This window comes from Paraglaciecola mesophila (genome assembly GCF_009906955.1).
Taxonomy (GTDB): Bacteria; Pseudomonadota; Gammaproteobacteria; order Enterobacterales; family Alteromonadaceae; genus Paraglaciecola; species Paraglaciecola mesophila_A.
In genome coordinates this window covers 2,700,936-2,717,006 of the sequence record NZ_CP047656.1, presented here as the reverse complement: position 1 = coordinate 2,717,006, position 16,071 = coordinate 2,700,936, and the positions used below count along the sequence as shown (strand labels likewise).

Annotated in this window: 12 protein-coding genes and 2 rRNA genes; 2 read left to right on the top strand and 12 right to left on the bottom strand. The window is 44.9% G+C overall.

Annotated features, from left to right (window positions below; all coding sequences use genetic code 11):
* The first annotated feature begins 258 nt into the window (after positions 1-258).
* Together FX988_RS11600 and rrf are read left to right on the top strand one after the other, a co-directional pair.
* Positions 259-3,143 (top strand): 23S ribosomal RNA (locus FX988_RS11600).
* A gap of 172 nt (positions 3,144-3,315) precedes the next feature.
* Positions 3,316-3,431: ribosomal RNA gene (rrf, locus tag FX988_RS11595) — 5S ribosomal RNA — on the top strand.
* A 499-nt stretch (positions 3,432-3,930) separates the two neighbouring features.
* Here rrf and FX988_RS11590 read toward each other — a convergent pair.
* The 12 genes from FX988_RS11590 to FX988_RS11535 all read right to left on the bottom strand — a co-directional run bounded on the left by FX988_RS11590 (position 3,931) and on the right by FX988_RS11535 (position 16,071).
* Positions 3,931-5,172 carry a beta-ketoacyl-ACP synthase gene (locus FX988_RS11590; protein ID WP_160180003.1) on the bottom strand — a complete coding sequence of 414 codons (1,242 nt, stop codon included), beginning with the start codon at positions 5,170-5,172 and terminating at the stop codon, positions 3,931-3,933.
* Complete coding sequence (locus FX988_RS11585; protein ID WP_160180002.1) at positions 5,172-5,897, bottom strand: 3-ketoacyl-ACP reductase FabG2; 726 nt, start codon at positions 5,895-5,897, stop codon at positions 5,172-5,174. The genes FX988_RS11590 and FX988_RS11585 overlap by 1 nt, the downstream gene beginning before the upstream one ends.
* On the bottom strand, positions 5,897-6,346 hold the full coding sequence (locus tag FX988_RS11580) for a hypothetical protein (RefSeq protein WP_160180000.1): 450 nt from the start codon (positions 6,344-6,346) through the stop codon (positions 5,897-5,899). Before FX988_RS11580 ends, FX988_RS11585 begins: the two co-directional genes overlap by 1 nt.
* Positions 6,343-7,533, bottom strand: coding sequence for a beta-ketoacyl-[acyl-carrier-protein] synthase family protein (locus tag FX988_RS11575; RefSeq protein ID WP_160179998.1), 1,191 nt, complete (start codon positions 7,531-7,533; stop codon positions 6,343-6,345). Before FX988_RS11575 ends, FX988_RS11580 begins: the two co-directional genes overlap by 4 nt.
* Positions 7,530-8,078 carry a DUF3261 domain-containing protein gene (locus FX988_RS11570; protein WP_160179996.1) on the bottom strand — a complete coding sequence of 183 codons (549 nt, stop codon included), beginning with the start codon at positions 8,076-8,078 and terminating at the stop codon, positions 7,530-7,532. Before FX988_RS11570 ends, FX988_RS11575 begins: the two co-directional genes overlap by 4 nt.
* Positions 8,063-9,298, bottom strand: coding sequence for an NAD(P)/FAD-dependent oxidoreductase (locus tag FX988_RS11565; protein WP_160179994.1), 1,236 nt, complete (start codon positions 9,296-9,298; stop codon positions 8,063-8,065). The genes FX988_RS11570 and FX988_RS11565 overlap by 16 nt, the downstream gene beginning before the upstream one ends.
* 26 nt (positions 9,299-9,324) lie before the next feature.
* The gene (locus tag FX988_RS11560) at positions 9,325-11,631 is read right to left on the bottom strand and encodes an MMPL family transporter (RefSeq protein ID WP_160179993.1); all 2,307 of its coding nucleotides are present in this window, start codon (positions 11,629-11,631) and stop codon (positions 9,325-9,327) included.
* Entirely contained in the window at positions 11,628-12,212 is a 585-nt protein-coding gene (locus FX988_RS11555) for an outer membrane lipoprotein carrier protein LolA (protein ID WP_160179991.1), read from the bottom strand. Before FX988_RS11555 ends, FX988_RS11560 begins: the two co-directional genes overlap by 4 nt.
* Entirely contained in the window at positions 12,209-12,616 is a 408-nt protein-coding gene (locus FX988_RS11550; protein ID WP_160179989.1) for an acyl-CoA thioesterase, read from the bottom strand. The genes FX988_RS11555 and FX988_RS11550 overlap by 4 nt, the downstream gene beginning before the upstream one ends.
* A 64-nt stretch (positions 12,617-12,680) precedes the next feature.
* Positions 12,681-13,628, bottom strand: a complete 948-nt coding sequence (locus FX988_RS11545; protein WP_254700602.1) for a lipid A biosynthesis acyltransferase — start codon at positions 13,626-13,628, stop codon at positions 12,681-12,683.
* A complete protein-coding gene (locus tag FX988_RS11540; protein WP_201751586.1) occupies positions 13,629-14,375 on the bottom strand; it encodes a glycosyltransferase family 2 protein in 747 nt (248 codons plus the stop codon).
* Entirely contained in the window at positions 14,368-16,071 is a 1,704-nt protein-coding gene (locus FX988_RS11535; protein ID WP_160179987.1) for an AMP-binding protein, read from the bottom strand. The genes FX988_RS11540 and FX988_RS11535 overlap by 8 nt, the downstream gene beginning before the upstream one ends.

Below are 16,071 nucleotides of genomic sequence, written 5' to 3'. Positions count from 1 at the left end.
TGCTCAAAAAGATTAAGTAGCCTTAATCAATACACATTAAGTTGAATGTTTATTGATTAAGGTTTTTTAAACCTTAATTGTTGTTCACGTTTGTGAAAACAATGTTCTTTAACAATATGGAAAGCTGATAAAAGTAATCAAAACTAAGAGAACTCTTTAAGAGCTTACTCTATCTGATTTGAAAATGAATACTTGTCACGCATACAGAGTAGACCTTGAGTCTATACGTCAAATATTGAAGGTTATTTGGGGTTGTATGGTTAAGTGACTAAGCGTATACGGTGGATGCCTAGGCAGTTAGAGGCGATGAAGGACGTGTAAGTCTGCGAAAAGTTGTGGGGAGCCGACAAAATGCTTTGATCCACAAATGTCCGAATGGGGAAACCCACCGCTTCGGCGGTATTGTAACGTGAATACATAGCGTTATGAGGCAAACGAGGGGAACTGAAACATCTAAGTACCCTTAGGAAAAGAAATCAACCGAGATTCCCCTAGTAGCGGCGAGCGAACGGGGATTAGCCCTTAAGCTAATTACAAGCGAGTGGAATGTGTTGGAAAGCACAGCGATACAAGGTGATAGCCCTGTACACGAACGCGAATTTTAAGTGAAATCGAGTAGGTCGGGACACGTGTTATCTTGACTGAATATGGGGGGACCATCCTCCAAGGCTAAATACTCCTAACTGACCGATAGTGAACTAGTACCGTGAGGGAAAGGCGAAAAGAACCCCTGTGAGGGGAGTGAAATAGAACCTGAAACCGTATACGTACAAGCAGTGGGAGCAGACTTGTTCTGTGACTGCGTACCTTTTGTATAATGGGTCAGCGACTTATATTTTGTAGCAAGGTTAACCGAATAGGGGAGCCGTAGCGAAAGCGAGTGTTAACTGCGCGTTTTAGTTGCAAGGTATAGACCCGAAACCCGGTGATCTAGCCATGGGCAGGTTGAAGGTTGAGTAACATCAACTGGAGGACCGAACCGACTAACGTTGAAAAGTTAGCGGATGACTTGTGGCTGGGGGTGAAAGGCCAATCAAACCGGGAGATAGCTGGTTCTCCCCGAAAGCTATTTAGGTAGCGCCTCGGACGAATACCACTGGGGGTAGAGCACTGTTAAGGCTAGGGGGTCATCCCGACTTACCAACCCTTTGCAAACTCCGAATACCAGTGAGTACTATCCGGGAGACACACGGCGGGTGCTAACGTCCGTCGTGAAGAGGGAAACAACCCAGACCGCCAGCTAAGGTCCCAAAATTATTGCTAAGTGGGAAACGATGTGGGAAGGCTAAGACAGCTAGGAGGTTGGCTTAGAAGCAGCCACCCTTTAAAGAAAGCGTAATAGCTCACTAGTCGAGTCGGCCTGCGCGGAAGATGTAACGGGGCTAAGCAATATACCGAAGCTGCGGACGCATAGTTTACTATGCGTGGTAGGGGAGCGTTGTGTAAGTGGCTGAAGGTGAACTGAGAGGTTTGCTGGACATATCACAAGTGCGAATGCTGACATGAGTAACGATAATGCGGGTGAAAAACCCGCACGCCGGAAGACCAAGGTTTCCTGTCCCATGCTAATCAGGGCAGGGTAAGTCGGCCCCTAAGGCGAGGCAGAAATGCGTAGTCGATGGGAAACGGATTAATATTTCCGTACTTGGTATATCAGTGATGGGGGGACGGAGAAGGTTATGCAAGCATAGCGTTGGTTGTCTATGTGAAAGTGTGTAGGGTTGAAGTTTAGGTAAATCCGGACTTCTACATGCCTGAGACACGAGACGAGACTCTACGGAGTTGAAGTTGCAAATACCCTGCTTCCAGGAAAAGCCTCTAAACTTATGATATATCGAACCGTACCCCAAACCGACACAGGTGGTCAGGTAGAGAATACTAAGGCGCTTGAGAGAACTCGGGTGAAGGAACTCGGCAAAATCGTACCGTAACTTCGGGAGAAGGTACGCCGCTGTTTGTGATGAGACTTGCTCTCTAAGCGAATGGCGGCCGCAGTGAAAAGGTGGCTGGGACTGTTTATTAAAAACACAGCACTGTGCTAAATCGAAAGATGACGTATACGGTGTGACACCTGCCCGGTGCCGGAAGGTTAATTGATGGGGTTAGCGCAAGCGAAGCTCTTGATCGAAGCCCCGGTAAACGGCGGCCGTAACTATAACGGTCCTAAGGTAGCGAAATTCCTTGTCGGGTAAGTTCCGACCTGCACGAATGGTGTAACCATGGCCACGCTGTCTCCACCCGAGACTCAGTGAAATTGAAATCGCAGTGAAGATGCTGTGTACCCGCACCTAGACGGAAAGACCCCGTGAACCTTTACTATAGCTTGGCACTGAACATTGACCCTACATGTGTAGGATAGGTGGGAGACTTTGAAGCGTGAACGCCAGTTTGCGTGGAGTCATCCTTGAAATACCACCCTTGTACGTTTGATGTTCTAACGTTGTTCCCTAATCGGGAATGCGGACAGTGCCTGGTGGGTAGTTTGACTGGGGCGGTCTCCTCCCAAAGAGTAACGGAGGAGCACGAAGGTTGGCTAATCCTGGTCGGACATCAGGAGGTTAGTGCAATGGCATAAGCCAGCTTAACTGCGAGACAGACACGTCGAGCAGGTACGAAAGTAGGTCATAGTGATCCGGTGGTTCTGTATGGAAGGGCCATCGCTCAACGGATAAAAGGTACTCCGGGGATAACAGGCTGATACCGCCCAAGAGTTCATATCGACGGCGGTGTTTGGCACCTCGATGTCGGCTCATCACATCCTGGGGCTGAAGTCGGTCCCAAGGGTATGGCTGTTCGCCATTTAAAGTGGTACGCGAGCTGGGTTTAGAACGTCGTGAGACAGTTCGGTCCCTATCTGGTGTGGGCGTTGGATGATTGAGGGGAGCTGCTCCTAGTACGAGAGGACCGGAGTGGACGAACCGCTGGTGTTCGGGTTGTTTTGCCAAGAGCATTGCCCGGTAGCTACGTTCGGAATCGATAACCGCTGAAAGCATCTAAGCGGGAAGCGAGCCCCAAGATGAGTCATCCCTGGCAGTTTAACTGTCCTAAAGGGTTGTTGAAGACTACGACGTTGATAGGCAGGATGTGGAAGCGTTGCAAGGCGTTAAGCTAACCTGTACTAATTGCCCGTGAGGCTTAACCATACAACGCCCAAGTGACTTTTTATAAGTTTGCGTGTTGTTTGTATGACAAGTATTTAATCAAGAGTAAGACTAAAGAGATTTAGCGATGATTACAGCCAGACCTTACGAGGCGCGGCATCAGCTTTTACATATTGAATTTATTGAGCTAAGGCTTGATAAATAACAGTTTATGTCTGGCGGCCATAGCGATGCGGCCCCACCTGATCCCATCTCGAACTCAGAAGTGAAACGCATTAGCGGCGATGGTAGTATGGGGTTTCCCCATGCGAGAGTAGCACACCGCCAGACTCCCATTACACGAAAAAGCCCTGACCTAAAAACGGTCAGGGCTTTTTTCGTTTCTGCGAAATAAAAATCAGCAAGGGCATTCGACTCTAGTTCTTTGTGTGAAACCGGAGGAACAACCCGTCCCTGGTGTGCACGCCAGCCACGCCATCCATGGCGTGTCGTTCAGTCGGGCAAAGCTGCGCTTCGCAAAAGCCTCCGCCTTCACCCCCATGCGACAGCCGCGTATTCAACGATGTAGTAGCTTTTTGATGTATATGTTTGATAGCACGGTTCATGTAACTGTATCAATATGACGTCAGGGGGGGCGAGGAACCCTTAATTAAAAAGCATAATCGGAAGGGGCAAACATCACGACTAGCTTGTTAAGGATGTTTGCTTTATTTCGATGGGGATCCCCCGCAGTGGGTTTGTGCTACGCTTTCGATATCTGAAAAGATGTAACCATTACTGTGCACCAATCTCTTGTTCAAACTCCACTGGATGAGGTCCGAGTGGGAAATTACATATTGGTATTACCATTCCAACGTTTGAAGATCAGTGATGTGTTGAGCCCGCCGAATGCGAAATTATTGCTCATTATATAGTCGACATGTAATCTTCGACCTTCCCCTTTGATGTAATCTAAATCGCCACAGTTTTCATCTACTGTTGCTAAATTTGCGGTGGGGTGAAACCAATTATTTCGCATCATCTCAATCCCTACCCATGCTTCTAGCGCACCACATGCGCCAAGCGTATGTCCCGTATAACTCTTCAGCGAGCTAATAGGGGTTTTATTGCCAAATACCGCTGCTGTTGCCTGGCTTTCCGCTATGTCACCGCGACTTGTAGCTGTTCCATGCGCACTGACATATCCAATTAGCTCGGGGTTTATTCCTGCGTCTTTTAGTGACTCACGTATTACTTTTTCCATTGTTTGAGACGATGGTTGGGTGATATGGCTACCGTCTGAGTTTGTAGCAAAGCCAATGAGCTCTGCGTAAATTTCAGCACCTCGCTCAATAGCATGTTCATATTCTTCTAATACGAGAGTACATGCACCTTCGCCAATAACAAGGCCGTCGCGCTCGCTATCGAAAGGTCTGGGTGTAGACTGAGGCGTATCATTCATTGTGCTTGTGGCATATAGGGTATCAAATACGGCAGCTTCAGTAGCGCATAAGTGTTCGCAGCCACCTGCAAGCATAACGGTTTGCTGACCGAATTTAATTGCTTCGTATGCTTGCCCGATCCCCATGCTCGCTGACGTGCAAGCGCTAGATGTGGTATAAACACGGCCCTTGAGACCGAAATAAACACCTATATTTACCGGCGAGGTATGGGACATCATTTTGATATAGGTGTTTGCGTTTAGCCCATCGCAATCATCATGTAGAAGCATATTACCAAAGTCAGCGATGGCGCCAGTGTCACCAGCAGAGGAGCCGTAAGCGACTCCAGTCATGCCGCTTTGTAATATTTCATGCCCGAGTAAGCCTGCGTCAATCAGTGCGTTTTCTGTGCTGACAACGGCGAGCTGCGCGACGCGTCCCATGCTTCTAAGATCTTTACGCGAATAATGCTTTGGTACAGTAAAGCTCTCGACTGGCGCGCCAAGTCGGGTATTTAATCCATCATATTTATCCCATTCAGGCATAGCGACAATACCGGTTTTACCGGATTGAAGTCGGCTCAAAATACTGTCCCAGTCGTTGCCTATAGGTGAAAAACCGGCTATGCCTGTTACTACAACTCTTTTCATCAGTACATTCCACCATTTACAGATATAACTTGTCGGGTGATATAAGAAGCGTCTTCAGACATTAAAAAGCCCACTGCTGCGGCGACTTCTTCTACTTTGCCCATTCGTTGCATAGGGATCATTTTCATTGCTTCTTCAAAGGGTAATTCTTCCGTCATATCTGTTTCTATTACGCCAGGAGCTACACAGTTTACGGTAATTTTACGTTTCGCTAGTTCGATTGCTAGCGCCTTTGTCGCACCAATAATACCGGCTTTTGATGCACTGTAATTGACTTGCCCTCGGTTGCCCATCTCTCCCGAAACCGAAGAAAGCGTCACTATACGGCCGGGTTTTCTTCGGCGTATCATAGGCATGATAATCGGGTGTAGTACGTTATAGAAACCATCTAAATTTGTATGTACGACTAAATCCCATTCTTCTTCAGTGATAGCTGGAAAGGCATTATCTCGGGCGATGGCTGCATTACACACGACACCATAATACGCACCATATTGTTCAACATCATGCTCTAAAGCTTCTCTAGCCTGCTCTCTGTTTGCAATATCAAAACACAGCAGCCTCGCTGCTCTACCAAGCGCTTTGATTTCTTCTATGGTTTGTTCCGCTAAGGCGGTATTTCCGCGACAGTGCACCACAATATCAAACCCTTGATTGGCTAATCGAAGGGCTATCGCTTTGCCGATCCCTCGGCTTGACCCAGTAACTAAAATGGTCTGTGTCATTACAGTACTCCTTTTAAGAATTCGTCTGCATCTGCAGGCTGAAAAACATTCAATCTAGCAGATGCTTCAAAACCGTTACCAAATAACCGTCCCTGAAAGACGTGAAGACCGTTATCTGCTTCCATTTCTAACTCTACTTCTAGTGTGATTCGACTACCAACCGGAAAATAATCTATAGATGATTCATAACGTCGAATACCAAGTAAAAAACCCAACTTTGGCTTTTCACCGGAGGCTCGCGGTTTGCTACCAGAATAGGCTGCTACGGCTTGGGCTAAGTATTCGATACCTACAGTGGCAGACACACCCTGATCTTCAATAAATATTGAGTGTTCGGTAATTAAAACGCTGGCGTGTAACCAGCCTTGGCCGTAATCGATTATGTGGTCTAGTAGACTCATCTCGCCAGTATGCGGCACGAAATCGTTTAGATTTAGGTGTTCGCTCATTGTATACGACCCAAAATAAGTGAAATATTATTTCCGCCGAACGCAAAGGAATTACTCAATACCGTGTTAATTGAAGCGTGGTTGTTGCAAAGCGGTGAGGCTAGATTTAACGATGGTAATTGTTCGTCTGATTGTGCGTCCCATACATGCTGAGGAACAAACTGTGAGGGCGCGTTATCGTCAAACATCATCCAGCAAATTCCTGCCTCAATGGCACCAGCGGCGCCTAAGGTATGTCCAGTAAAGGGTTTGGTGGAACTGCATAGAGGATTAGTAGTAAAGACATGGGCAATCGCTCGTGATTCCATTTGGTCGTTTAATTCAGTGGCTGTGCCGTGCAGGTTGATATAATCAATCATATCAGTACCAACTTGAGCGTCTGCGAGTGCTTCCTCCATGCATTTTATGGCACCTTTACCATTAGGTTCTGGAGCTGATATATGATGAGCATCGCTGCTTTCGCCACTGCCTAGTAGCTCGACTCCTGAACAATGCTGACTAACAAGAAATAATGCTGCGCCTTCACCAATATTAATACCATTGCGATTGTTGCTAAAAGGATTGCAGCGTTCAGTACTGATTGCTTGCAGAGAATCAAAACCTTGAACGGTTAACCGGCACAGTGTATCAACGCCACCCGCAACAACGGCGTCACACAGCCCTGCTTGAAGCAATCTGCGTGCGGTTGCCAATGCTTTGGCACCAGATGAACAGGCGGTTGAAATACCGTAGGTCGGTCCAGTTGTCCCTAGCTCATTCGCTATGAACTGCGCCGGGGCCCCCATTTCTTGAAGCCCATAATCATATTTATCAGGCACAATTGAGGTTGATAACCATTGTTGTATTGATTGCTCGCTCTCGTCAATGCCAGACGTGCTCGTACCAATAATCACGGCAACTCGGTGAGCTCCGTGGCGCTTTATTGCATCGTCTACCTGTGTACGTATTTGCTGCAATACGGCAAGTGCCATACGATTGTTCCTGCTATGCCATTTTTTATCAATGTGAGGTATTTCAGGTAAAACATCATTAACCATGCCCAAAGGAAATTCTTTATTGGGATGATAAGCATCGGAATAGGTTAAATTACAGATCCCTGAGTTTATGTTCTCTTTGATCTGTTGCGCAGAGCTGCCTGCGGCGCACAGTATGCCCATCGCATTTAAATAACAGTGATTCTTCGTCACAATTTTTTATACTCCAAGGTCTCAACGTTAACTTCATATTGATGAGAGTAGTTTGTGAGATGTATTGTATCTTTAGAAACAAAGTCAACGCGTAACTTGCTTTTACCATTGTACGACAAGAGTCGGTATTCCTGTGTTTCTTCAATCTGCCAATGCTCAGATGCATCATAAGTTTTATATAATATGTGGCTTGGCCACAACGCAAACTGCAACATAGCTAGTATTTCTTCAGCCGGTAGCGCTACATTTGCTATATTTTGCTCGGAAATAGTTTTCCCATCGTACTCTATTGAGTAAAGAGACTGCCCTGTGGGAAGCAATGCTCTGAGTTTAATTTTTGATGTGTCTATCTTAAGTGCGACTAATACCTGCCTTTCATCCCCATTTGCAATGAGATTAAGTTTCTGCTGATATAACGCAGGTGTTGGGCCATGTTGGGGGGCAAGTAAATACAGGTCTAACCCGTTTTGATGCCATGGCTTGATTAGGCTACAGGCATTAAGCGCTACCAATAGCAATGTGCATAATACTAATCGTCTTGACATAACTGCGCCAAAGTGGATAACCGAGACGGATTTTTAACGTAAGGGTTTTTGGTATCCCAAGCGTATCCTGCAAGAATAGAACTGATCATCCGAGTAATGTCATCACTTTTTGTCTTAGAAAAAACCACATTTTGAAAACGTTGATCGTACCAACCCTCGACAAACTCTTTAAAGGTTTTGATCCCTGTTTTTAATGGCTCAGCATATTCGCTTTCCCAATCAGGCTGCTCCCCTGATAATTGTTTATGCACTGTGGATGCTGCAAGGCCCGCTGAAGTCATAGCGATAGTGACACCAGAAGAAAATATGGGATCTAAAAACTCACCAGCATTGCCCAATAGCGCATAATTCTCACCATACAAACTTGTCACATTACAAGAGTAACTACCTAAAGTTCGCACTTGAGTATCATATTGCGCATTCTTTAAAATATTCGCTAACTTACCACCTTGAGAAACTAATTCCTGCAAGTTGTCGAGGGGGCTACCTAACATGGTTTCCAGCAGTTCCGTAGGGGCCACTACCCCTAAAGAGGCTCTACCGTTGCTAAAAGGGATCAACCAATACCAAACCTCGTGATGTAATGGGTGAACCGTGATAAGAATTTTATCACGATCGTATTCTGGCTGGTCAATGTTGTCTTGTATGTGGGTAAAAATTGATTGCCTCGGCGTCAACGTAGATGCTTGTTCTAGGTTTAACATCTTAGGCAATACGCGACCAAAGCCGCTGGCATCAAGTACAAACTTTGCGTGTACTTGATAGCGCTGACCGTTATCACTTTGTACTGATAATTGTCTCTTATCGGCAAATGGGTCGCAGGCAATAACACTATGCCCATAACGGATCTGCACACCTTGTTTTTGCGCTTCGTCGGCGAGTATTTTATCGAAATTATCTCGTTGAACCTGAAAAGTGGTTCCCCAACCCGCTGAAAATTTCTCCCTAAAGTCAAAATATTCGTATTCTTCACCTCGGCTAAAAGCAGCTCCATTTTTATGCTGAAAGGCCGAAGCTTCAACAGCCTCTAACATGTTGGCTTGTTCTAAGTAAGTCATACATTGAGGTAGCAAACTCTCGCCAATAGAAAAGCGAGGGAAGTGCTGCTTTTCTAGCACCAATATGCGGTAACCTTTTTGATTCAATAAGGAAGAGGAAACCGCTCCTGCAGGACCTGCTCCTATCACGACAACGTCGAATTGCTCAATTGGATCATTCAATGATACATAACTCCATAATTTTATTATTATTCATCGTGTCTACACATGGTGGGGGTCATTAGCCACACCAAAGAGAGGCCTATCAAAACGGTTAAACCGAAATGGTGCAATACTGGTGTTTGGCTCCATGCTAAAAGGCCAAATGCAAGTAAACTGGTTAAGCTAGACAATGAAACTGCTAGCCAGGTCTGCTCGTTGCTTGTCGACTCTGTCATAAATATTCCCATATCCAAACCAATCCCTAACACGAGAATCAACCCTAATAGGTGAAAGATATTCACGCCTCCTTCGATTAAGGTAACAGCGGAAAGAGTGAACAAAGACGCTAAAATAGGGGGGGTAACCACTCGCCACACATCCATTCTGTATCGCCATGTGAGCAAAAGTAATACTGCCAAGTAGGCAGCTAACACGAGCTGACTAATCTGAACTCGGTAGGTTTGCAACACGTTTGAGATGTTGGCTACTTGATCAATCAATTGTGCATTAGGAAACGCCGAAATAATATTTTCTAATTGGTGTTTTGCCTTACTATTTAGGTAGCCCATGAAGCGGATCACAGTCGCACTATTATTATCTTCACTGCTAATGATAAGATCGCGCCAGCCTTCATTCACTTCAAGCTCTTGCCATTTTTCCGCACTGAGCTGATTGGTTTTAGCTTGCTCAAACGCAAATTTAGCTTTTTGTTGTTGAGACTCGTTTAGACCTAATTTGGTATACAGAGAAGGCAGATTTGCGCGGTAAAGCTGTGAGACGAGTTGATAATTCTGAACTTGAGCCTGGTTCGACGATAGATGCTCGGATAATGCTTGAAAAGGAGGGAGTGTATTGTTGCTTACTAGAGGGAGGAGCTGCTCAGTTAATGACGTTTCGTTTTCTATGCATATATCCAGCGAGTCACAGGTGATTAAAATAAACTGAGTACTGCTGCTGGTACCAAGCATCTGCTGTATTTGCTTCTCTTGTTCTAACAGAGAAGGGGGAGAGGTCTGCAGTAAGCGTACATCATCCTGAACATTACCGTTGGCGATGAAGAACAGCGAGCCAGAAACAAAAGAAATTAAAAGTGTTGAGGTCACTATATTCAACTTAAAGCGAGGTACTTTGGTACGCCAAGCGCTCAGCACCGTCGCTATTGGGATAGGCTTTTCTACGCTTCTTCGGGTCAGCACAGGTAACAGTAAAACGACAGTGAGCCAAGAGGATATGAGTCCAACGACAGAAAATACCGCCATTTGCTGTAACCCAGGGAAAGGCGCGAAAATTTGTACCGAGTAGGCCAGTACACTGGATATTAACCCCAAAACCAAACCAGGTAGAATGGACGGCAGGCACTTCTGGGCGGAGTTGTATCGCCTCTCTGATATAAAATGCAGAGCATAATCGATCGAGACTCCGACCAAGCCTGCGCCAAACGCCAACGTGATTAAATGAACCTTACCAAATAGCAAAATAGTGGCGGCAATTGCAGTAATGCAGCCCACGGCGACCGGCAGCAGCATCAAAATAATGGGAGGGACCTGGCGGAATACTAGTAGCAGCACCAAGACGATCCCCATTAGCGAGCCAAAACCTATACTAGAGATTTCATGTTTAGCCTGTTTCGCTCCCGCGTCCGCATGCAATATCATTCCAGATGCGTGTAATGTGAGGCCGATATCTTTAAGTTGTTTTTGCTGTGTTTTAAGTGTGTCTATTACCGATTTTTGCACATCCAATGAATAAGGGTCGCCACTTAATGTTAGCAATATCAAATAAGTGGGTTGCGCGGTATTTCTAACTTTCAACAAGGATTGCACGAACTGAATATTTACAGATGACTTCTGTTGCTGACTCAAGTTTGAAAAAAAACCAAAAGGATCTTCGATAAGATCGAGTTTATCAGTCGATAGTGGGCTAAATACTTTCGCTAAAGTACGCTGTTCAAATTGGTCAAACTGCTTGTCTTTCAATGCTTGGCGACTTTCGCTATTAAGCAGCGCAAAACGGTACGGAAACAACTCTTGGTGAAAACGCGCTAGAAAGTCGTCATCCACACGCCACTGAACCTTGTCGACTTGATTGAGCGATTGGAATGCCTTAGCCACGTTGGGTAAGGTTTGTTGGATTTGGAGGTCATTGTCACCAGTGACTAACAGCAGCATTTGATTCGAAAAGCTTGCCGAGGTTTTATCTATTGCGGTTTGAACTGTGGGTTGTTGCTGGGAATGAGGCAACAGCGACATAATGCTTGAGTCAAATTTAGGGGCTTGGCTAAACGCACAAAAGTACAAGGTTGCGAGCAATAGCAACCATAATGGTAATGCCACTTTTTTCAGGGTACTTGTCACTGTTTGGTTCTCAAATTGACAAAACGGATATCGGTATAGTCACCGTTGTGTTCAATAAATTTGAGCTGACGAAGGTAAGCATCCCCTTGTAACTCTATGTTGCTAATGGCCTGTGAAATCGCGCTATCTTTAGGGGTTAAAACCACTTGCCATTGGCCATCATCTAGCTCACCACTGAAGGTAAAGTACACTTCTAATTGTTGCCACTGAGACGTTAGCACTGAAAAGAAAATATCACTCAACACACTGACCACTGGATTTGAATCAGCCTGTAACTGCATGATCTGTGTACCACCTTGCTCGCTGGTGATGCTTTGTGGCGTCATGACTATTTTGTTTTCTATGGGGGCGAGGGTATGCCAGTTAACTGACTGGCTTTTTATATAGTTAAACTCGCCTGATGATGCTAATTGCATATCAAAGTCAGCTAAGTACTTTTGTTGGCTAAACTGGCCTGATAACTTCTCGGGAGACAGGGTAAGCTGATTTAATTGAGCTACATCAAATTGACCGAACGATTGAGCAAGTGACGGAGACAAAGGTTGAAGAAGCACAAACAACAAAAGCCATAGGTATTTCACGGCTTTATTCCTAGCTTTTCAAATAACACCTTAGGCGACTCAAACAGCATTTCTTTACTTTGAATGTCAACGGCTACTTGAGTGGTAGTGGCCTTGGTTAATCGCTTACCAGAGTCTTTATCCACGATCTGATATGCAATTTTCAAGCGATTTTCCCATTCTATAATCTTAGATTTTACCGTGACTTGTTGGCCGAAATTTAACGGCGATGCATAACGAATATGTAAATCTATTACCGGCCAAGCGTAACCTGATGCTTCCATTTCGGGGAAGTTATATTCAATTTTATCGAGTAGCTCACAACGGGCGATTTCAAGGTACTTCACATAATGACCATGCCAAGCGATTCGCATGACATCAATGTCGTGAAACGGTACAACGATTTTAGTTTCTGCTTCTATCATATGTGTTTCTTCCGTTGGCTCTAGAACAGTTCATCAAACTTTGTTCACTTGTTAGCTTAACGCGTTACGTTTTTGTCTCTTTGGTTGCTGTGCTATCTGTACTTTTATGCCAAAAAGAGAAAAAGTTATACCACTGTAAAGGGGCTTTAATGCAGTAATGCTCTAACCGCTGCGCGTATTTTTGGACGAAAATATCCAATTCTTGCTGGCGTGTTTTACGAGAAAACTTTAAGCGCTCTGAGAACAGCTCTACATGTATCTCGTATTTTTTCTGCTGTTTAAGGCAAAACAATAGATACACAGGACACTTTAATAAACTGGCGAGAATAAACGCCCCTTGGGGCAATGGCGCGTTGTGGCCTAAAAATGAAACATTTGAAACTCGTGCGGCTTGTTCTGGTGTTCTATCACCTGCAATGACAACTAATTCCCCGTTATCAATACGTTCTGACAGCATCATAGCTGTTGCGGGCGATAGCTCACTTACTTGCACAAGCTCTGCATGGGTATTGCTGCCAAGTTGACTCATCAGAGAGTTGAACTTTTGAGCATGCTCTGTATTGACCAAAATTGTTAGTTTCACTTCAGCAAGTCTTTGGCGCAGTGCATTACACACTTCAATATTGCCTAAATGGGAAACAAGGATCAGTGCCCCACGTTTTGAAGTGCTGATGTTTTCTACCACTGAAGGAGTTTTAAACTCAATACTGGATAAATCAATCTTCCCCATCCAAACCAACAACTTATCAAGTAACATATCGCCAAATTGAAGGAAATGTTGGAACGAACTTAATGGTTTCTCGTTAGCCAAAAAAGGCGCTATATAAGATAAATATTGTTTTGAAGCCTCACGAGCAGACCTGTTGCTGACATAGTAGTAGGCCATCACAGGAAATAGGATAACGTTAAATACGGCTCTGCCGAAAACTTGGTAAATAAACAGCAGTGTTTTGATACCAAACACCGTGCTGTTTTCTTGGATCTTACTCCAATGTGGTTGTTCATGATTCATTTAGAACTTCTGCCACAGCAAACGAGGAAGGCGCACTAACATGCCGAAGAATAACCGTGTGTGCATCCAGCTAATCAATACATTGTCATGAAGTAGCTTAAAATGAGAAACACCGTCAGTTGGGTAATTTACCTTAGTATGAATATTAATGATTTTCCCATTGCGCCAATGCCAACGAACAATGACTTCAGGATCAAAATCCATTCGATCGCCACAGGATTCGGCTTCCAATAAGGACACCATGTCAGGCACAGGATAAAGCCGAAAACCGCACATGCTGTCTTTAATGGCAAAAGAGAGCGTATTGATCCACACCCAGATGTGGGTCAAATAGCGTCCATAAAGGCGACCATTAGAGATGGTGTCATCGTATTGCGGGTGTCCTGCAATCAGTGCTCTAGGTTGTGCTTTTCCTTTCTTAATAAATTTGGGTATGTCAGCCAAGTTGTGTTGTCCATCTGCATCCACTTGTAAACCATGGCTCATACCCATTGTGAACAACTTTCTCAATCCTGCTTTTACTGCGGCTCCTTTACCACCATTGTTCGGTAGCCTTAACAAAGTCACGCTGTCAGCATTTTTTTGGGTTAATGCTTGAAGCACCTCAGCGCATGACGCATCGCTACCATCGTCCACTAGCAATACAGGAAAGCCATATTTCAGAACTTCTTCCAAGGTGTCCTGAATTGCGTGTTCGTGGTTGAATACGGGGATTAGGATCGCAGGGTTAAAAATAGCACTACTCAAAACAAATTCGCCCGCTGGAGTGAATGCCTTTTTCTGACTGAAAAGAAAATGTCACCTGCTGCTTAAGTGAGTTGAATGTTAATTGTATTTCTACGTTTTCATTGGGTTGGATAACCTGAGAAAATTTAATGACTTCTAAACGGTAAAAGTGATTTAACTCTGCAAAATGAGCCTTAGCTAACTTATGCGCCCAATGCACTTGAACAACACCCGGCAAAATAGGTGTGTTATCAAAATGACCGTTAAAGTATCGAATTTCAGGCGGTATATGGCATTGTATCGTTAAGGTATTCTCAACCCTCTCAAGAGACTTAACGATGGGCCATTTCAATACAGGGGCCTTATCCACAATTTTCTCAAGCGATGCTAGTGGTAACTTACCTTGCGGGTTGTAGGGCAGCGCATCAACAAATCGCCAACGCCTTGGCATAACGATGCTTTCAAGATCTGGTGACAGAAATTCACGTAAGCCATTAATAATAGATTTTCTTCCCTGCAGCATTAGAGCTTGCTCACCTTGTGTATTAAACGCAAGAACGATGGCTATTTCGCTACGCTTTCGCGTTACAACTAGGGCTTTGCAGGCTTTTATCCATGTATGTGCCATTAGTAAGGTTTCTATTGCGGTAAGTGAAACCCGCTTTCCTTCTATTTTCACAATAGTATCCAAGCGCCCTTTTAACGCAAATCGCCCTTGGGAGTGGAAGTCGATGTGATCATTTAGCATGGTCAGGGCTCCTTCCTCAGTAAAAGAAGAAGTCACCTGAACCTGCTCATTCTCAGCATAGGTGAAGGTTACGCTGGGCAATAATTGCCATAGGTCGCTATGCGTGTCTTTAGATTGATTGCGCCATGCAATCACACCTGTTTCTGAACTGCCGTAAATTTCCCATAACGGCGCATTCAGCAAGCCGCTTAAGCGAACGGCATCAGCTTTTTCAAGAGGGGCTGCAGCTGAAAATATATTAACGCATTGCTTAGCGATTAATTTCCAATCGAGCAGAGTGTTGATGCGACTAATATGAGATGGGCTTGACACGAGTACAAAACTATCTAACGTACTCGCTACATTGTATACGTCTTCCGTGTATTCGCTGATGTCACAATAGATTGGCTGCCCAGCACAAAACGGGCGCAGCAAACGGAATATTAATCCGTACAGATGCTGGTGACTAACGGTCGACAGGACGACAGCACCTACTTGTGCCGGCCATTGTGACTGTAAGCTCAGTATTTCATTGTCTAATTGCGCCAGTGTTTTAATAATCGCCTTCGGTGTACCGCTAGAGCCTGAGGTATACAATTCAACCGCTATTTGCTGAGGAGATAATGCTTGCCAATTATAAAGGCGCTCAGTTGCAAATGGACACTTATCTACGGGTTGAATGGCATTGGACAATTCACCAATAAAGCCATCTACTTGATGACTTAAGCGCTTTAGGGTCGCGGGTCTATCGTCTCCAGGAATGCAGGGAAGCTTTTGTTCATACCATAAGGCATAAATAATAGCTAAGAATTCATAAGGGTTAGAGTGATACACGACCCAGCGTCGCCCTGCATGTTGAGACAAAGTGCGCCGCCAACTGCTTACTTTAGCCACAAACATGCCCGATGTTAGCGCTTCGGTGCGGCTAACGGCAACAATACAGTCAGGTTGGGAAACCATCCAGTTTGACAAAGATAAAGGAGATGACAT